The organism is Echinicola pacifica DSM 19836 (genome assembly GCF_000373245.1).
GTDB classification, from domain to species: Bacteria; Bacteroidota; Bacteroidia; order Cytophagales; family Cyclobacteriaceae; genus Echinicola; species Echinicola pacifica.
This window is the reverse complement of record NZ_KB890738.1, coordinates 472,333-492,586: the sequence shown is the minus strand read 5'-3', so window position 1 is coordinate 492,586 and position 20,254 is coordinate 472,333. Positions and strand designations below refer to the sequence as shown.

Annotated in this window: 11 protein-coding genes; 6 read left to right on the top strand and 5 right to left on the bottom strand. The window is 44.9% G+C overall.

Translation table 11 applies throughout. From position 1 onward, the window contains the following. Window positions 1-196: 196 nt before the first annotated feature. From B050_RS0102030 to mutY, 5 genes are all read right to left on the bottom strand, one after another. Window positions 197-1,678 carry a glutamate synthase subunit beta gene (locus B050_RS0102030; protein WP_018472205.1) on the bottom strand — a complete coding sequence of 494 codons (1,482 nt, stop codon included), beginning with the start codon at window positions 1,676-1,678 and terminating at the stop codon, window positions 197-199. A gap of 1 nt (window position 1,679) precedes the next feature. Beyond that, window positions 1,680-6,179 carry a glutamate synthase large subunit gene (gene gltB / locus B050_RS0102025; protein WP_018472204.1) on the bottom strand — a complete coding sequence of 1,500 codons (4,500 nt, stop codon included), beginning with the start codon at window positions 6,177-6,179 and terminating at the stop codon, window positions 1,680-1,682. 784 nt (window positions 6,180-6,963) lie between these two features. Next, window positions 6,964-8,313: a gliding motility-associated protein GldE gene (gene gldE, locus B050_RS0102020; RefSeq protein WP_018472203.1), complete on the bottom strand. Its 1,350-nt coding sequence runs from the start codon at window positions 8,311-8,313 to the stop codon at window positions 6,964-6,966. A 66-nt stretch (window positions 8,314-8,379) separates the two neighbouring features. Continuing rightward, window positions 8,380-8,847, bottom strand: a complete 468-nt coding sequence (locus B050_RS0102015; protein WP_018472202.1) for a single-stranded DNA-binding protein — start codon at window positions 8,845-8,847, stop codon at window positions 8,380-8,382. Window positions 8,848-9,056: 209 nt separating this feature from the next. Then, window positions 9,057-10,130: an A/G-specific adenine glycosylase gene (gene mutY, locus B050_RS0102010; protein WP_026235548.1), complete on the bottom strand. Its 1,074-nt coding sequence runs from the start codon at window positions 10,128-10,130 to the stop codon at window positions 9,057-9,059. A gap of 158 nt (window positions 10,131-10,288) precedes the next feature. Here mutY and B050_RS0102005 point away from each other — a divergent pair, with 158 nt between their 5' ends. The 6 genes from B050_RS0102005 to B050_RS0101965 all read left to right on the top strand — a co-directional run bounded on the left by B050_RS0102005 (window position 10,289) and on the right by B050_RS0101965 (window position 20,240). After that, window positions 10,289-10,597: an HU family DNA-binding protein gene (locus B050_RS0102005; protein ID WP_018472200.1), complete on the top strand. Its 309-nt coding sequence runs from the start codon at window positions 10,289-10,291 to the stop codon at window positions 10,595-10,597. Between the two features lie 18 nt (window positions 10,598-10,615). Continuing rightward, complete coding sequence (locus B050_RS0102000; RefSeq protein ID WP_026235547.1) at window positions 10,616-11,434, top strand: tetratricopeptide repeat protein; 819 nt, start codon at window positions 10,616-10,618, stop codon at window positions 11,432-11,434. Window positions 11,435-11,616: 182 nt separating this feature from the next. Next, complete coding sequence (locus B050_RS0101995; RefSeq protein ID WP_018472198.1) at window positions 11,617-13,188, top strand: Rne/Rng family ribonuclease; 1,572 nt, start codon at window positions 11,617-11,619, stop codon at window positions 13,186-13,188. 194 nt (window positions 13,189-13,382) lie between these two features. Next, a complete protein-coding gene (locus B050_RS0101985) occupies window positions 13,383-15,008 on the top strand; it encodes a glycoside hydrolase family 28 protein (protein WP_044201638.1) in 1,626 nt (541 codons plus the stop codon). Then, entirely contained in the window at window positions 15,005-16,126 is a 1,122-nt protein-coding gene (gene pelA, locus B050_RS0101980) for a pectate lyase (RefSeq protein ID WP_018472195.1), read from the top strand. Before B050_RS0101985 ends, pelA begins: the two co-directional genes overlap by 4 nt. Before the next feature lie 865 nt (window positions 16,127-16,991). Next, window positions 16,992-20,240 carry a SusC/RagA family TonB-linked outer membrane protein gene (locus tag B050_RS0101965; RefSeq protein WP_229802425.1) on the top strand — a complete coding sequence of 1,083 codons (3,249 nt, stop codon included), beginning with the start codon at window positions 16,992-16,994 and terminating at the stop codon, window positions 20,238-20,240. Window positions 20,241-20,254: the final 14 nt, after the last annotated feature.

Sequence of the window (20,254 nt, the reverse complement as noted above, 5' to 3'; positions counted from 1 at the left end):
AACCATCATCTATAGGGTCCAGTTGGCTATGCTGACTGGACTTTTTTTGTTTTATTCTTAAAGTTATTTTCTCAATGCCTAAGATTTTTGCCCTATGAGTCCCCATATTGGGATTTTTAAGGCAAAAAAAAGCTCTTCACCTAGGCGAAGAGCTTTCATCGAATTAACAAACATTGTTAAATTTACTAAACTACTGTTATTCACAGAATTCAGCGTCTTCCACGTTCTCGAAGAACGAACGATCTTTACGAGGGAGATGTGATTTGCCCATAAGGTACTCATCGACCTTCACGGCACTTTCTCTGCCTTCGGAGATAGCCCAAACCACTAGTGATTGGCCTCTTCTCATATCACCCGCAAGGAATACTTTAGGGTTTGTACTTTGATAGTCTTTAGATCTAGGCAGGGTATTATCCATCGCTTCCACGCCAAAAGCATCCAACATACCATTTTGTTTTGGTCCTGTATATCCAATCGCCAATAGCGCGAGATCACAAGGAACGGTACGTTCGGAGCCTTCCACTTCCACGAATTGCATTCTGCCATCTTTTTCTTTCCATTCGATATTTACCAAAACGAGGCCTTTTACATTGCCTTCACCATCCTGGGTAAATTCCTTGGTCAATACGGAGAATACTCGGTCAGCACCTTCCTCATGAGAACTAGACGTTCTCAAGGTCATAGGCCATTCTGGCCAAGGGTTCAGCTGAGTACGTTGGTTAGGAGGCTTAGGGAGTAACTCCAGTTGCGTTACAGAAGCAGCACCATGGCGATTGGAGGTACCAATACAGTCACTTCCTGTATCACCACCACCGATTACGATGACATGCTTTCCTTTTGCGCTGATGGGGTTTTCGCTGTCTCTTTCTCCACTCACCACGCGGTTTTGCTCCCCAAGGAGCTCCATCGCGAAATGAACGCCTTTGAACTCTCTACCAGGGATCCTAAGATCTCTAGGTTCCTGAGCACCAGTAGAAAGAACCACTGCCTCGAATTGAGAAAGAATCTCATCTGCCTGGATATCTTTACCGATTTCTTTACCGGTAGCCAGGACCACTCCTTCTTCTTCCATCAAAGCCACACGACGATCGATCACCCATTTTTCCATCTTGAAATCAGGGATACCATAACGGAGCAATCCACCGACTTTTTGATCTTTTTCAAATAGGGTCACATCATGTCCAGCTTGGTTGAGCTGGTCAGCAGCAGCAAGACCTGCTGGTCCTGCTCCTACTACAGCTACTTTCTTGCCTGTCCGTGTCTCAGGAGTCTTAGGTTTGGCAAGGCCAAGATCATAAGCTTTTTCGGCAATATTTTTTTCGATCAGCTCAATCGCCACTGGATCCTTATTGATGCCCAGCACGCAGCTGGCTTCACAAGGAGCAGGGCAGATACGGCCCGTAAACTCAGGGAAGTTGTTGGTACCACGAAGGATATCATACGCCTCACCCCATTCTTTACGATAAACTGCATCGTTAAATTCTGGAATCACATTGCCCAGCGGGCAACCTTGATGACAGAAAGGAACGCCGCAGTCCATACAACGGGCTGCCTGTTTGTTTAAAGTTTCCGGTTTGATCGGAATATGGATATCATTATAGTCACCGACCCTTTCTTTCGCGTCACGGTCTGATTCTAGTTCTCTATTATATTTTAGGAATCCGTCTTTCGCACCCATCTTACACTAGTGTTTTAGATTGTTCTTCTTCTTTTTCGGCTTTCTGTAGGAGTACAGCTTTATAGTCCCTAGGCATTACCTTGATGAATCTCTCCTTCTCAGTATCCCAGCTGGCCAATAATCTAGCGGCCAAGGCACTATTCGTGTACTTCTGATGCATCTGAAGCTCATGATTGATGATATCAAAATCTTCATCATTGAGCGGATCAAGATCCACCATTTCCTGATTGATCAGCTTCACATTGTCCTTAAACATATATGCTACACCGCCACTCATACCCGCAGCAAAGTTTCTACCGATTTCACCCAGGATGATTACCTGTCCACCGGTCATATATTCGCAACCGTGGTCGCCAATACCTTCTACTACTGTATGTACTCCGGAGTTTCTTACACAGAATCTTTCACCGCCTTTACCATTGATATAGGCTTTACCAGAAGTGGCACCATAGAAGGCCACGTTTCCGATGATGATATTGTCTTCTGCCTTAAACTGCGCGTTGCGGCTTGGATATACCACTAGATGTCCACCAGAAAGTCCCTTTCCAAAGTAATCATTCGCCTCACCTTCAAGCTCAAAAGTTACCCCTTGAGTGGTGAATAGTCCGAAACTCTGGCCGGCAGAACCGGTGAACTTAAAGTGAATGGTATTGTCCGGCAAGCCTGGACTTCCATAGATCTTAGAGATCTCATTGGAAAGCATCGCTCCTACAGAACGGTCAATATTTTTGATCTGGAATTCTTCTCTTACAGCGTTGGCTTGCTCCAGTGCTGGCAAGGCAGACTTGATCAGCTTACGATCCAGTACCTTCTTCAGTTTGAAGTCCTGATCGATCTGCTTATAAATCCCCACATGCTCAGGAACCTCCACCATATGGAAGATCGGGCTAAGGTCTAGCTTATCCCACTTCCAGTGATTCAGGTGACCTGTGGATTTCAACACGTTGGATTGGCCCACCATCTCATTCACTGTACGGAAGCCTAGAGAAGCCATGATGCTTCTAAGGTCCTCAGCAAGGAATCTGAAGAAGTTTACCACGTGATCAGGATTTCCAGTGAAGAGTTTTCTAAGCTCTGGGTTCTGAGTGGCTATACCCACTGGACAAGTGTTCAGGTGGCATTTTCTCATCATGATACATCCCTCTACCACCAGGGCGGCAGTGGAAATACCCCATTCTTCGGCGCCTAGAAGTGCCGCAATGGCCAAATCTCTGCCTGTTCTTACCTGACCATCGGTCTGTAAGGTGACTCTGCTTCGAAGGTTGTTCTTCACCAAGGTCTGGTGTGCTTCGGCCAATCCAAGTTCCCAAGGAAGACCAGCATGGCGGATAGAGCTCAAAGGAGAGGCTCCAGTACCTCCATCGGCACCAGATATCAAGATCACATCCGACTGGGCTTTGGCCACTCCGGCAGCTACGGTGCCCACACCTGCCTGAGATACCAATTTTACATTGATTCTTGCAGCACGGTTGGCATTTTTTAGATCGTAAATCAGCTGAGCCAAATCCTCAATAGAATAAATATCGTGATGGGGTGGTGGAGAAATCAATCCTACTCCAGGAGTGGAATGTCTTACTCTACCGATCCAGTCATCGACCTTATGACCAGGCAGCTGTCCACCTTCACCAGGCTTAGCTCCCTGAGCCATTTTGATTTGAATTTCTTCGGCGTTGGTCAGGTAGTTACTGGTCACACCAAATCTACCTGAGGCCACCTGCTTGATCGCAGATCTTTCCCAGTCACCGTTTTCTTTTTTCGCAAATCGGATTTCATCCTCTCCACCTTCACCACTGTTAGACTTGGCGCCGATGCGGTTCATCGCAATGGCCAAAGTGCTATGGGCTTCATGTGAAATGGATCCAAAAGACATCGCTCCTGTAGCAAAACGCTTCATGATGGTCTCCGCTGGTTCCACTTCCTCGATAGGAATAGAAATCCTCTTCTTAAATTCGAACAAACCACGGATGGTTAATGCATCACGGGTTTGGTTATTTACTTTCTCAGCAAATTTCTTGTACAGATTGTAGTCGTTGTTTGCTGTGGATTTTTGTAATAAATGGATGGTCTCAGGGTTGAAAAGGTGCTTCTCGCCTCTTCGCTTCCACTGATACACCCCGCCAGTCTCCAGGCGTGGACCTTCATTGCCATAGGCCGCATTGTGACGAGTCAGTACTTCCTCAGCCAGCTCGTCGAATGACACGCCACTGATTCTACTGATCGTGCCCTTAAAGCATCTTTCGATAACCTCCGGACCCAAGCCTACCGCTTCAAAGATCTGTGCACTTTGGTAAGACTGAAGTGTACTGATACCCATTTTGGAAAGTACCTTCAACAGGCCTTTGCCAATTGCTGCCTGGTAGTTTTCAAATAAGTTTTTCTCTTCAAATACCTTAGAAAGCTGCTCCGTTTCGTTCAGATGAACGAGGGTTTCCAGCGCCAGATAAGGGTTTATAGCACTCGCTCCATAGCCTATCACTGTAGCAAAATGATGGGTCTCACGGATATCACCCGCTTCTACGATCAGCCCAGCTTTGGTTCTCATTTTGGTGTTTACCAAGTGATGGTGCACCGCGCCAATCGCCAATAACGATGGAATCGGGGCTATGCCTTCATAGGTATTTCTATCCGAAATGATAAGGATATTATAGTCATCATTGATCGCGTCGGTAGCATCCTGGCACAATTTGTCCAATGCTTCCAGCATACGGCCAGGCTTATGATCCGCCACAAAGTGCGCATATAAGGTCTTGGCACGGTATCCTTTAGCCTCTAGATTCCTGATTTTCTCCAAGTCCTCATTGAGAAGTACTGGCTGAGAAATATGAATCTGACGAGTATGTAATGGGCTTTCCTCCAGGATATTATAGCTTTCTCCCAATCTGGTGAATAGGGACATTACTAATCGCTCTCTGATAGGGTCAATCGGCGGATTACTTACCTGAGCAAATAGCTGCTTGAAGTAATTGCCTATATGCTGACTTTGCTTAGACAATACCGCTGGAGGAGTATCTGCACCCATAGAACCTAGTGGTTCGTAGGCAGTATCTCCCATCGGAGCCAATATCGTATTGACATCCTCAGTAGTATATCCAAATACAGTCTGTCTTTGCTTGATATTCTGAGTGTTATAAGGCTGAGACAACACTTTTGGGGTAGGCATTAAGCGTAATTTCAGACGCTCTTTACGCACCCAGGTGTCGTAAGGTTTGTTTTCACAAACTTCACCTTTCACTTCTTCATCAAATAGCACACGACCTTTTTCCAGGTCAGCAAGGATCATTTTTCCTGGGCTGATTCTTCCTTTTTCAGTCACGGTAGCCTCACGGATAGGTAGGGCACCAGCTTCTGAAGATAGGATAAGTCGGTCATCATTGGTGATAAAATACCTCAATGGACGAAGACCATTACGGTCAAGCGTGGCACCAAGGGACTTGCCATCTGTAAATAATAGCGCAGCAGGACCATCCCAAGGCTCCATAAGAGCAGCATGGAATTTATAGAAGGCCTTTTTGGCTTTATTCATCGATTTATTGTCCTGCCATGATTCCGGTACCAGCATCATCAATACGTGAGGAAGGGAACGACCACTTAGGGTCAGTAGCTCCACCATCGCATCGAGGTTTGCCGAATCAGAATAAGTGCCATTGGTCACTGGCATTAGTTTATCCAACTCCTCATCTGTAAACAGACCAGACTTCATCAGATATTCCTTAGATCTCATCTTGTTGAGGTTACCTCGGATGGTGTTGATCTCACCATTGTGGGATAGGAACCTGAATGGCTGAGCCAGTCTCCAGTTAGGGAATGTATTAGTGGAGAATCTTGAGTGAACCAATGCTAATGCAGAAGTGATCTGGTTGTTTTGAAGATCCTTATAAAAGGCCAAAACCTGATCCGTTCTTAGTTGTCCTTTATATATAAGTGTCTGCGAGCTGAAGCTGGCAAAATAAAAGGACATGTTTACTCCTGGTACAGTGGAGTTGATGATTTTGGTCGCATAATTTCTTAGTACGTATAGCTTACGCTCTAAGTCCTGACCCACCAGGCCATCCTTATGCTTCACGAAGAGCTGCTCAATATTTGGCATCACTTCAAGAGCCCCAGATCCAGGGACCGTCTCATCTACCGGTACTGCCCGGTAGCCAATAAGCTCAAAATTCATCTCCTTGATGATCTTGTTTAATAGCTCCTTGGACTTCTTATGTAATTGCTTGTTTTTCGGAAAAAAGGTCATGCCTACTCCATAGCTCCCCTCTTCAGGAAGCTCGAAGCCAGCACGTTTGCTTACCATCTGTAAAAAATCATGAGGTACTTGAATCAGTATCCCCGCTCCATCACCGGTCTTAGGATCACTGCCTCTCCCGCCTCTGTGCTCCATATTGCTCAGCATAAAAAGCGCATCGCTTATCGTCTCATGGCTTTTCATGCCCTTCACATTGACCACAGCGCCAATCCCACAGGCGTCGTGTTCAAACTGTGAATGGTATAATCCTTCATTCATAGTTAGTGTTATTTAATAAGGTTTGTAAATTCGATTGAATAAATTACAAAGAATTTTTCATTTTTTAAAATCTCGGCAACAAAAGAACGAAAAAAATGCATTAATAACCAAATTCCGGCATGATTTTTACAATTACCAAAATGGAAATGTGGGTGAGCCTTTGGTGGTAATTTTTTAAAATTGTGTAAATAAGTATAAAATAGGTTAAAAAAATACCTCGATTTATTGAAAATTTTGCGGTTTTAGGGAAAGTAGGTTTCGAAAAACAAAAAATGACCTATATTTTTCTATAGTCTTAATTTTTGGGCAGATTCATAAATCTCTTAATAACTGCTAGATATTTTTGACAATAATGAAAAACAACCTGTATTGTATGGGATTAATTAGATTACACCGACTAATTCACTCGATAGACCCTTTGTTAGAAAAGCTTCGATGCTATCATTATGAAAATTTTGAGAAAGACTAATTTGAAAGCCCAATAGCCTATAATGTAACGCCTAAAAGGAGTTTTTACAGAATTTTTGATCATAATAGCCGGTTAATGAAAACTTCCACTTTCTCCGCAGCGCTATTTCGCTGAGTGGCTACCTTCATTACTAGAAAATCAGATGTTGGGTTATCGGCCAAGCTGGCCACTTTTTAGGAGGGAAAGGTGATTATCTTAATGGAAAAAACGCAGCCTGAGAGGTAGAATAATTTTAGTGTCCTTAAAAATCAGAAATCTTGGTATTTGAAGGAGGAGCACCTTATTTATTTGCGGGATCTATCCCATTGTCTTTCTTCAGTCCTCATTATGGGCCGCACCTTTGGCTTCTTGCTGCTCCAGGTGGACTTTTATCTTCTTTATTCGTCGTGCATCCACGGCCATGATAGTGAAGGTGAAGTAATCGAAGTGGATTTTGGTGCCAGTTTTTGGGAATTTGGCGTTTAGCTCCAGGAGCAATCCTCCTAGAGATTCGCTATCTCCTTTCACCTCATCAAAAATCTGTGGATCAAGTTCTAGCTTTTTGCAAAAATCATTCAAGGAAACCTTTCCTTCAAAAACAAAGGTATTGCTATCGATCTGCTTGAAAAATAGGTCATCAGCATCATCAAACTCATCATTGATCTCACCAATGATCTCCTCGATGAGGTCCTCCAGGGTGACCAATCCCGAGGTGCCGCCATATTCGTCTACGACGATGGCCATATGTACTCGTTTATTTTGGAAGTCCTTCAGGAGGGCATCCACTTTTTTGTTTTCTGGAACGAAGAGCCCCTTACGGGTCAACGTCTGCCATTCGAAATCTTCCTCCTTATCTATATGCGCTAGGAGATCCTTGATATATAATATGCCTTCAATATTGTCTATGGTTTCATTATACACAGGAATCCTTGAGTAGCCACTTTTGTTGATTCTGTCCATGAGCTCATGGAAGTCCATCTCCATATCCACCGCGGTGATATCCATACGGGAGCACATCACCTGCTTCACGGATAAGGTGCCGAAGTTCACGATTCCTTTAAAGATGTCCTTCTCGCCATCTGTGGTGTGCTCGGAGGTGATTTCCAGGGCTTGGTGAAGTTCGTTTACGGAGAGTGTATAGCCTTTGCGCTCTATGCGCCGCTCTATAATATTACTGATGGTCATCAGGAAGGAGGAAAGTGGGGCAAAGACAATGGAAAAGAAATTTAAGGTCTTGGCCATCATTTTCGAAAAAGATACCCGGGCATTATTTGCATATACCTTAGGGACTATTTCCCCGAAGAACACAATCGCAAAGGTAACACCGACCGTCTGGATGAGCACCACCATAAGACCTGTGGCATTGGCACCAAAAAGCGCCAGGGTAAAGAAGGTCGTCAGGGTTACGATGCCGATATTGATCATATTATTAAGGATCAATATGGTGCTGAGGAGTTTTTGAGGGGCTTCTATCAGTTGGATTACCATATGAGACTTTTCGTCCGCCTCATTATTTAGTAAACTTAAATCATCATGAGTCAGCGAAAAATAGGCTACTTCAGAGCCTGATATCAAAGCTGAACTTAATAGCAGAAAGATAAAAATAAAACTATTGATCAAGATATAGCTGACTGAAACCTGATTGATTTCAGCCAGCATCATAATACTCGGGTATGGATCGTCCATTAAATGATTCAAAGGTTGATTGGCAAAAATAATGATTTATCCATTACAAATTTCAAATAGATGATATTAGAACGGAAGATCGTCTTCCACATTGTCCATATCAACACCAGAAGAAGGCATGGAGGCGGAAGTTTGTGGGGCGGGAGATCCTTGGTTCATGGTGTTGGGATTGCCTTGTGGCGCACCGCCATTTTCAGCTCCTGTTCTGCTGCCCAGCATGGTAAAGCTCAGTACGCGGATCCGCATTTTCTTGCGATTATTCCCCTGCTCGTCTTGCCATGTGTCGGACTTGATCTTCCCTTCCACGAATATTTGACTTCCTTTTCGCAGGTATTGCTCAGCCACTTTGGCTTGGCCATCCCACATTTCCAGATCATGCCATTCAGTATTCTCTACCCGGTTTCCATTCCGGTCCTTGTATGCTTCTGTCGTCGCTAGTGTCACGTTGGCTACCACACTACCAGATTCCAAATGCCTCACCTCCGGGTCTTTACCCAGATTGCCAACTAATATTACTTTGTTTACACCGGCCATAATTTTACGCTTTGTTATTAAAATTTAGGTTAATAAAATACTCCATGATCCACGAAAAGAAGAATCCTTCCTTCGATGCAATGATCCTCACAAAGGATGGGATGATTGCCTATTCTCCTTAGACAAAACCACGGCAGCCTCTAGGCCTGCTCCCTATTATCCATCCCACATTCCTTATTCCCGCAATGGAGCTTTGTTAAATTTAAGGATTATTTTTTATCGTTCAAATACCGTACTATAAGTTGTGGTTTCCCCAACTTTTCCAAGTCTGATTTTGGCATCACTGCAAAGCCTCTTTTATGGGCCCAACTTTCCAGAGAGGTATAATGTTCCCCGGGGACTTTGAAGCTTACAAAGTTTGAAAAAATTTTTTGATGAGAAAGAATATGTTTGTAAGTCTTTTCGCTTTCATAGTTTACTTCCGGCTCAAAGGCTTGAAGCTCTTGGAATAAATTACTGTCTTCGGGGTCGATGTTTTCAGGGGAATTGTATTCCACCAAAGGGAAATCTGTAAGGCCCTGCCAGATGTCTTTTTCGTGACGGGTATTGACCACGACAGCGTCTCCACAGGCGATATCGTGGTAGAGGAAGGCCCTGGTGCTGACTTTTACTTTCTTTAATTTGACAGGGAGGAGGTTGATTTCCTTTTTTTGGTAGGCAAAGCAGCTATCCTGGAGCGGACATTGGTCGCAGTCGGGGGATTTGGGCACGCATTGGAGGGCACCAAATTCCATGATGGCCTGATTGAAGGTGTCCGGGGAGTCCGCGGGGATGAGGCTATTGGCCAGCAGTTGGAATTCTTTTTTTCCTTTGCCGGAGGCAATGTCAGTATAAATTCCAAAATATCGACTGAGGACCCTGAAGACATTTCCGTCCACTACGGCGACAGGCTGGAGGAAGGCGAAGGAGGCAATCGCGGCGGCAGTATATTCACCCACGCCTTTTAGCTTGAGCAGATTCTGGTAGGAATTAGGGAATTGTCCGTTGAGCTCATAGGTAATTTGCCGGGCACAGGCGTGGAGATTTCTAGCGCGGCTATAATAGCCCAAACCTTGCCAAAGTCTTAGCACATCTTCGAGGGGAGCTTCGGCGAGATGGCGGATTGTTGGGTAATTATTAACAAATTTTTCAAAATAGGGAAGGCCTTGGGAGACCCTAGTTTGTTGCAGAATGATTTCTGACAGCCAAATGATGTATGGATTTTGGGTGTTTCTCCAAGGCAAATCCCTTTTGTGAAGGGGGTACCAATGCAAGAGCTGGGGGGTAAAAGGGCTGAAAGTCAAAATGTTTGGAATTTTATGAGAAAACTTTTCGTTGAACAAAAGACGCTAATTTTCGTCATTTTGTTTTTATATTGAAAAGCATCATTTAAATTTGCAGTCCCAAAATTAGTTGGTTAATAGATTGTTAAGCAATTTAATCAAATTAAAATTCAAATACAGTGACTAAAGCAGAGGTAATTACCAAGATTTCGGACAAGACAGGAATCCAGAAGGATGACGTGACCCAGACTATTGAAGCATTCTTCAAAGTAGTGAAAGATTCTATGTCTGAGGGAGAGAATATTTACGTGAGAGGCTTTGGCAGCTTCATCAACAAGAAGCGAGCTAAAAAGATCGCTAGAAACATTTCTAAAAACACTGCTATTGTGATTGACGAGCATTATGTGCCGGCCTTCAAGCCGTCCAAGGTGTTCATTGACAAAATCAAGAACAGTAAAAAAGTTAAACAAGTCGCTCTACAGGATTAATCCGGAGCAAAAAGGCATATGAAGAAGTCACAAATCATTCTGATCGTTGTTGTTATTGTCTTAGTAGGAATAATTTATTCTTTGCCCCGCGTGGTGGTGGATAATGCTGAGGAGAGTGAAAATATCGGTCAGAATGATGCTGTGGCAACTGATTCTGTTCTCCAGGCCCATGATGCTCGAGTGTCCGATGGTGAGAAAGATGCGGTTAGTAGCCTGATAGCCAAACTGAAAATTGCAGATAGTAAAGAAAAATTTACTATATTTGCAGATTCATTGGCAGGTATCTACCGTAAATCAGGGATATACGACAGTGCGGCTTACTATTTGGGGGAAGCTGCAGCGCAGTATCCCACTGTAGATAACATGGAAAAAGCAGGAAATGCCTATTACGAGGCCTTTGGCTTCGCAATGAGTCAGGAGAAAATGGCCGTTTTGGCAGAAGAAACCCGCAGTTATCTTAACAAGGTTTTGGAAGATCAGCCGGAGCGTCTGGACCTGAAGACCAAAGTCGCGATGACTCATGTGTCCTCCACCAATCCCATGCAAGGCATCATGATGCTGCGTGAAGTATTGGAGGAAGACCCGACCAACCAAGAAGCACTCTTCAATATGGGAGTACTTTCCATGCAGTCCGGTCAGTACAAAAGGGCGGTGGAACGATTTGAAGAATTGATAGGTTATTATCCTGAGAACGTTCAGGGCCAGTTTTATCTGGGCGTAAGCTATCTGGAATCAAATCAAAAAAATAAAGCGAAAAAACAGTTTCAGCTGGTTCAAGACATGACAGAAGATCCTATGATCCTCTCAAGTGTGGAGAATTATATGGGACAACTATAAAGTATTGTTAAACTTAAATCCATAAGATTATGCCTTGCGGTAAAAAAAGAAAAAGACATAAGATCTCTACGCACAAGCGTAAGAAAAGACTAAGAAAAAACAGACATAAGAAGAAGTAATACACTTCTTCTTTTTGAGTTTTTAAACAAACACGTTCATTAACATAAAAAAGGAGACACGATTTGAGTACGGAATTAGTAATAGATTCTGCTCAAAACGGAAGTCGAATTGCCCTCGTAAAAGATAAGGGACTGGTGGAGCTGCACTCTGATGAGGACAGCAATCAGTTTAAAGTGGGGGACATGTACCTAGGTACTGTTCGTAAAATCGTCAATGGCCTTAATGCGGCTTTTATTGATGTAGGATACGAAAAAGATGCATTCTTGCACTACCAAGACCTAGGTCCTAAGGTGAAAAGCCTGATCAAATATACCAAACAGATCAGGAATAACCACCAACAGGAACCCACCCTTAAGGGCTTTAATCTAGAACCTGAGATAGAAAAGCTGGGAAAAATTTCCCAAGTCCTTTCTAAAAATAACCAAATCTTAGTTCAGGTTGTAAAGGAGCCTATTTCTACAAAAGGCCCACGACTATCCTGTGAGCTCTCCCTAGCCGGTCGTTACTTGGTGCTGGTACCTTTCTCCAATACTGTCAACGTATCCAAAAAGATACGCAAAGCAGAGGAAAGAAAAAGACTCGCCAGACTCATCACTTCCATTAAACCCGATAATTTCGGCGTTATTATCAGAACTGTTGCTGAAGGTCAATCTGTCACAGAATTAGACAAAGACCTCAGAAACCTGGTAGTAAGCTGGGATGAAGGTATGGTCAAGCTGATGAAAGCCAAAAGCAAAGACAAGGTTATAGGAGAAATGAGCATGGCCAGCTCCATTGTGAGAGACCTGCTCAACGAATCATTCGATGCAATCACGGTAGAGGATGAGGTAATTTATGATCAGATACGAACTTATATAAGATCTATCGCCCCAGAAAAGGAAAAAATTGTTAAGCTTTACAACGGAAAAGCTAAGCTCTTTGAAAGTTTTGGTATTGAAAAACAAATCAAAAGTCTCTTTGGACAGTCAGTTAGCCTCCAACACGGTGGCTATCTGATCATCGAACATACCGAGGCCCTGCACGTCATCGACGTGAACAGCGGTAATAAGTCCAATCAAGAAAGTGACCAGGAAACTACAGCACTGAAAACTAACCTGGTTGCCGTAAAAGAAATTGCCAGACAACTTCGCCTCCGGGATATGGGAGGTATCATTGTCATTGACTTCATAGATATGAAAAAGGCCGAAAATAAACGCGCCATCTATGATGCCATGAAAAATGAAATGAAGGATGACCGGTCCAAAAATACCGTCCTGCCACTCACTAAGTTTGGTTTAATGCAAATAACCAGGCAGCGCGTCAGACCGGAAGTAAATATTGTCACTAAAGAAACCTGTCCTTCTTGTAATGGTACAGGCAAAATCCAGGCTTCGATCCTGGTAGCTGACAAACTGGAAAGAGACCTTGAACATACTGCAGTGCACCAAAACTTATCAACCATTAAAATTGGTCTACACCCTTACCTTCATGCCTACTTTACCCATGGCATGATATCCAAAAGGGTCAAGTGGTTTTTTAAGTATTTCAAATGGGTAACCTTGATCAAAGATTCTTCATTACCAGTGACGGAGTATAAATTCCTGGATCAATCAGGAGAAGAAATAGAACTGGAAGTAAAAGACGGAGCCGAATAAGCTCCGTTTTTTTTTGCCCAAATTTTCTTCAGCCTCCCTTGCCAAACCCCTAATCCCTCCACTGCCCCCCCCAAATCATATAGTCTTCCCCATCCCACTTCCCATTCACTTTTTTTCCTGACTTTCAGGATAGGACAGGATAGCTTTTGAGAATACTCCTAGTACCTTGATCCAGTAGGTAAACAATGTTCCCAATGATAAACCATCTCCTTCCAAGGGTCTTTTTGCTCAGCATATCTGCCTTGCTTATTGCCTGCTCTGATCCCAATCATAGCAGCCAAAGCCAGGAGGCCCCCTTTCCACTAGACAGCCTCCTGACCAAAGATCAGGTGGGGGCCGCAGCTATGCCCGCAATCATTGAGCCTGTGGAGGCCCCATTTCCAATGCCGAGCTTTCAGATTCCTACCTTCCCGGCGCTCACTATCAGCATCAAAGACCGGGGTGCGGAGGAAGGTGTTTTGGCGACAGCCATCATCCAAAAAGCCATCGACGAGGTGAGCCAGCAGGGTGGTGGTAAGGTCCTGATTCCGGCAGGACGGTGGAAGTCCGGCAGAATCAGCCTGAAGAGCAATGTAAACCTTCACCTGGCAAAGGACGCCGAGCTGCATTTTAGTGGACAGCTGGAAGATTATCGCCCAGCGGTATTTACACGGCACGAGGGGGTGGAAGTCATGTCCCTCGGCGCCTGCATATACGCGTACCAGCAGGATAATATTGCCCTGACGGGCCAAGGTACATTATTCGGCCCTGAAGATGGACCCGTCAAGGACCAGATGATGACCGAGGATGTCACAGAGAATTTTGTCAATGTGGACCTGCCCGTGCATCAACGAATATATGAGGGCCATGATGGTGAATCGATTTTCCTGCCCATGTTCATCTCGCCCACCGCCTGCACCAATGTGTATATCGAAGGGCTCACCCTTGAGCAGACTGCGTTTTGGAATATTGTGCCGGTGTACTGCGACGGCGTGATCATCCGTGGCGTCACGGTAAACTCGGTGGGTATCCCTCGGGGAGATGGTATCGATATAGAATCTTCCAGAAATGTGCTCATCGAATACTCCACCTTGAACAATGGTGATGATTGCTTTACCATGAAAGCTGGGCGGGGCATAGACGGCATTCGCGTCAATAAGCCCACCGAAAATGTGGTGGTGCGCTACTGCCTGGCCAAGGAAGGTCATGGAGGGATCACCGTGGGCAGCGAGACCGCAGGAAAGATCAGGAATATCTATGTCCATGACTGTGTTTTTGACAATACAGGCGTGGGCATACGCTTCAAAACCCGCAGACCCAGAGGTGGTGGTGGCGAAAATCTATACTATGAAAGATTGAGGATGAATCTCCGGCAGACAGCCTTCCGATGGGATATGCTCGGTCAGGAATTATATGTGGGAGAGCTGGCCAAAAGAAATCCACCGCGGGAAGTCAATGAGCTCACCCCGCAGTTTAAGGATATTTATATCAAGGATATTCTGGTGGAGACCGCCTCCACCTTTGTGAATATCAATGGAATCCCCGAGTCACCCCTCCAAAATCTCCAAATGGAGAATGTAGTGGTCAAAGACAGTCGAAAACTATTCCGGGCCGATGATGCCAGGCAGCTGAGCTTCAGGAATATTGAAGTGGTCAGTGACGACTCCCTTCTCCAGTTCCTGGATACCCGAGAGGTGGTTTTCGATAAGGCTATTTTTCATGTGCCTGGCGGCAATATTATTAGCACTATAAAAGGGGAAGCCTCCGATAGCATACGATTTATAAATACGCAGCCCTCCAAACCGAAAGGCTGGGCTTCATCCAACTACTATAAACCATGAAAAATACCCGACAAGCTAACCGATTCCCTGCTTATTTGCTTAGGATATTAGTTTCCTGCCTGCTAGTGCTGATCAGCATCGCCACTACTTCGCAGGCCCAATCTGGTAAAAATCTCTCCTGGAATGAAGCGCAAAGGCAAAAAGGGGAATGGTTTGGCAGTGCGGAGGCGCTGAGAATCGCTGATAATGTCCTGCTATTCCAGAATAATAATGGGGGCTGGAATAAGAATATCGATATGGCAAAAGTGCTCGATCAGGCGGATAAGAAAAAGCTATCTGCTGATAAATCTAAAGAAATCGGTACCACCATTGATAATGGCGCCACGACCAGCCAGATGAATTATCTGGCCAAAGTATATCAGGCCAGCAAAGAAAAGAAATATCAGCAGGCATTGGTGAAAGGAATCGACTACCTCCTCGCCGCCCAATATGATAATGGCGGCTGGCCGCAATATTATCCGTTGCGAAAGGGCTATTACACCCATATCACCTATAATGATAATGCGATGATAGCCGTGATGCTCAGCCTAAAGAGTATCGCCGAAGGAAGTGCTCCTTATGACTTTGTGGATCAGGATCGACGGGATCAAGCCAGCCTTGCCCTGCAAAAAGGCCTGCAAATCATAGTACAAACACAGGTGGAGATAGCAGGGAAGAAAACCATCTGGTGTGCCCAGCATGATGAACAAAGCCTAGCTCCTGCCAAGGCCAGAGCCTATGAACTACCTAGTCTTTCTAGTGCCGAAAGTGTGGGGATAGTGAAATTTCTGATGGGTCTGGATCAGCCCGATCAGCAGGTGATAGAGGCCATAGAGAGCGCCGTAGCCTGGTTTGGGAGCCATGCAATCAGAGGTAAGAAAGTGGTGAAGATTAAAGATGAATCACTCGCCAAAGGCTACGACCTCGTGATAGAGGATGATGCTAATGCCGGCCCACTATGGGCGAGATTTTACGATCTCAAAGAGCAGGAACCTATGTTTGTAGGCAGAGATGGCATTCCCAAAAAGCAGCTTTCTGAAATCGAGTACGAACGCAGAGTGGGCTATAGCTATATAGGAAACTATGCAGAGAAGCTTTTGGAGGTGGAATATCCTGCCTGGAAGGCCAAGGTGTATTAAACCTGTCCATGCCGGCAGGTCCTTGCTGCTGGTTGATTTATGCCATTTTCATTTGGAGGGAATCGCTACGTCTTTTATTTTGATGGGATTATTACCTTAATTCTTATTTTTTTATTCTAATTCCAGCCAGATAGAAATCTTATTGGCACATATATTCAGCCCTACTTCCTTAAAATTCACCTCTTTTTATCTCCGCATCATTTGTCAGTTTTTGGGCTGTTTTGATCTGCATGCTGGCTGATTTGGCAAGTTGCGCAAATCTGATCATTGGGGAATTTTCCATTTAAAAGGATCAAAAAAGCCTATTGCAGGTAAGTACAGGGAGGTTTAGAAATCAAGAACTATAATTTTGTATAAGCTAGAAAAACCCAAAAATGCTATTTGTAAAGCAAGAAGGCAGCTATTGAAAATTCTTTTTTGCTAGGGCGATTTAGCAGACCTAGCAAGGGCGATTTCCATGGACTTGATTATGCAAGACCTGTTATAAAACCTAGCTCAGCGCACTGAATAGATGAAGGAAATTTCCTTCTGGTATCCTGCCACAGGATAGACGAATGGTATTTCTGGCCATTTTACCACACATCGATATTGGATCCGGAGGATGCCTTTTAGCATGAAGTAGCCTATAAGGTCCATACCTGAGATTAGCGGGCCTATGCTGGAGCTAGTTCTGGATCAGTACTATAAATCCCTTTGGGGGCCTTTAAATAATATTCCCGAAGGGGATGATTAAAGCAAACAGACTGTGGCCACAGCTGCTAGGAGTAGAGTGGCTAAAGAAAATTTCAAACCCAAAACCAACCTGATATAAGTGACTAAATCACCTATCAGGTACAATTAACAATTAACCAAAATACCAATGATTATGAGAAAAAAACTATACCCCCTTAAAACCATGGGCTGTATATGCCTATTGGGGCTTGCCATGCAGGCATTTTCTCCCACGCTCCTATATGCGGAGGCTCCCACTGGAGGATTCCTTTTGGAGGAGAGCGCTGACCTAAGAGTCAAGGTGACCGGTACGGTGACTGATGATGATGGACAGGTCCTCCCGGGAGCTGCAGTGACGGTGGTGGGTACTGCCAAAGGCACCGTTACCGATAGCGAAGGCCGATATTCCTTAGATGTGGAAGAAGGTGCCACCCTCCAGTTTAGCTTTATAGGCTTTATCAAAAAACAAGTGCAGGTCGGTAATCGCTCAGAGATCAACGTGACCCTGGAACTGGATATCAATTCACTAGAGGAATTTGTCTTTACAGGATATGGAGAAGTGAAGAAATCCCACCTTACTGGGGCGGTGGAAACCCTCGAAGCCGAGGAAATCGCCAACCTCCCAGCGGGGGATCTGTCCACCATGATTGCGGGGAGAGTACTTGGCGTGGGCGTAAGTGGTGGAGGGACACGTCCCGGAGATCCTGCATCTATCCGCATTCGAAACCCTGAAACATTCGCTAAGGATGGCAGTGGTACCACCCCTTTATATGTCATCGATGGGATCATCCAAATCTCCGCTGACGGCAGTAATGACGAGACACGCTTCAACAATCTTGACCCAAATGAAGTAGAAACCATCACCTTCCTGAAGGATGCCTCAGCAGCAATCTATGGCTCCAGAGGTGCCAATGGCGCCATCATCGTGACCACCAAGCGTGGCAGAGATGGGAAGCCTAGGTTCAGTTACAGCAGTTCTTACGGTATAGCCGACGAGACCTACCGGACACAGATGCTTGATGCCTATGAGTTTGGGATGTATTATAATATCATGAATGGTCCTAATGGCTCCAATCGCGTCGCCAGCGATAATAATAGCGATTATGTGTTCTCTCAGGATGAGATGGCTTATTTCAAAACCATCAATAACGACTGGTTAGAGGATGCCTGGTCTTCAGCATTTACGATGAAGCAAAACCTAAATGTAAGTGGCGGAACTGCCAAGTCAAATTACTTTGCCAATGCCTCTTATTTTACTCAGGATGGTAATCTGGGCACCCTTGATTATGACCGTTGGAACTTTCGTGCCGGCGCAGATATAGAAGTGATGGACAATCTGAAAGCGGGCCTGCAAGTAGCCGGATATTACGCAGATCGTACTAAGACATTCAATAAAATCGGTGGTGAAAATGATGAAAATGATTATAAAAACCTGCTGATGATTCCTCGCTATATCCCCGCCTATGTAAATGGCCTGCCAGTGGATCCACCTAGCAATAATGTAGGGGACTATCATTACTTTGAAATCCAGCGATTAGGAAATCTAGCGACCAATAGGGATATGAATATGAGTGTAAACTTATTTGCAGAATACGAGGTACCATTCATAGATGGCTTGCGTGCCAGGGTCTCCTATGGCCGTAATATGGGCAGCGGAAGAGGTACCCAGGTCGGCACACGCTATCGTCTGTATCAGTTCGATAATCTAGGTGAAAATAGACATATCTATGATGGTGCAGAAGTCGCCAGCAGTAAAGAATATAAAAATGGAGACCGCTTATATTATTCCAATCAGAATTTCCTAAGTACCCAATCCAACCTAACCTTGAGCTATGATAATGAATTTGGCCAGCATAATATAAGTGCGGTGTTCAGCATAGAAAAGGCAGAGGGAGAGAGTTCTCAGGAGGATGTGTGGAAAGAGCAGCCTACTGCCTATACCAATGGCCAGTTTAGTACTGCTTTTGGACAGATCGATGGGCGTACCTCAGGGTCTGAGTCTGGCTCCTTAGGCTATGTAGGCCGGGTAAATTATAGCTATGGGGGACGTTATCTGGCGGAGTTTCTGTTTCGCTCGGATGCCTCCACGAAGTTTGCTCCCGAAAATTACTGGGGCAAGTTTTATTCTGGGTCGGTAGGCTGGATTATCTCCAACGAAGATTTCTTTAATTCCTCATGGATAGACTTCCTGAAAGTGCGCTATTCAGCAGGTCTCCTAGGGAGGGATGAGCTGCGTGCCTGGCAGTGGAGACAGCGATATACCTTCCAAAATGGCAAGGGAGCAGTATTTGGAGGCAATTCAGAGTCTAGCACAGGCATGAAGATGGAAGCCTCTCCAAACCGCGATGCCACCTGGGGCGATGAGTTCAAAAATAACCTAGGTGTGGATGCGCGATTCATGAACGAAAAACTCCGAGCCACCTTGGAGATGTTTTATAATAAAGAAACCAATAAACTGGGCGAGAGAACAGGCAATGTACCAGTCACTGTAGGCGGGACGGTAGCTGCGGAGAACTATATGGAGCTAAACTCCTACGGATTTGAGCTGGGCTTAGGCTGGAGCGATGATATTGGGGAGTTTAGATACGGCTTGGATGTGCGGTATGGCCGAGGATATAATAAGGTGATGGTGGGTAACTTTAACGATACTGATGCACTTTACCCATGGAAAAACCGCCCCGGAGAGCCCTCTGACAATGGCACCTGGGGATTTGATTACCTAGGGATGTTCAGAAATCAGGCAGACATTGATAACTATATCGAGCAATATGATATCACCCAGGTTTTCGGTACCGTATCGGATAACCTCAAGCCGGGAATGCTCTACTACCGTGATATCCGTGGACCTTTGCAGGCGGACGGCTCCTTTGCAGCTCCAGATGGCATCATCGATGATAATGACCAGATCCAGCTGGCCAAAGGAAATGCCCAGCATGGGATGAGCTCCACCATCAAATTGGCATATAAGGGCATCAGCTTGAATGCCGTGCTGTCCTCCTCATGGGGAGGATGGTATGAATATGATGCACGAAAAGCCATGAACCAAAGCATCAGCAGAACTTACCAAAGTGTCCCTAAATACTGGAATAATATCTACGACCCGGAACTTAATCCTGGCGGTGAATTCCCAAATCCAGCTTATGAAAGTGTAAGCCTGTCTCCACGTTCGGAATTTTGGAAAATCAATAGCTTCAGAGCTTATATCCGTAATATCACGGTAAGCTACAGCCTTCCAGGTCATATCAATGATAAGCTTAAAGTAAGCAATGCAAGGTTCTTCTTTACGGCTCTGAATCCTGTAAACTTCTACAACCCTTATGGCTATAAGAGCCCCATTAGCGGTTCATGGGATGCTTATCCAGTGTTGAGGACCTATTCGCTGGGTATCAATCTGTCACTATAAGCTATTTGCAAACC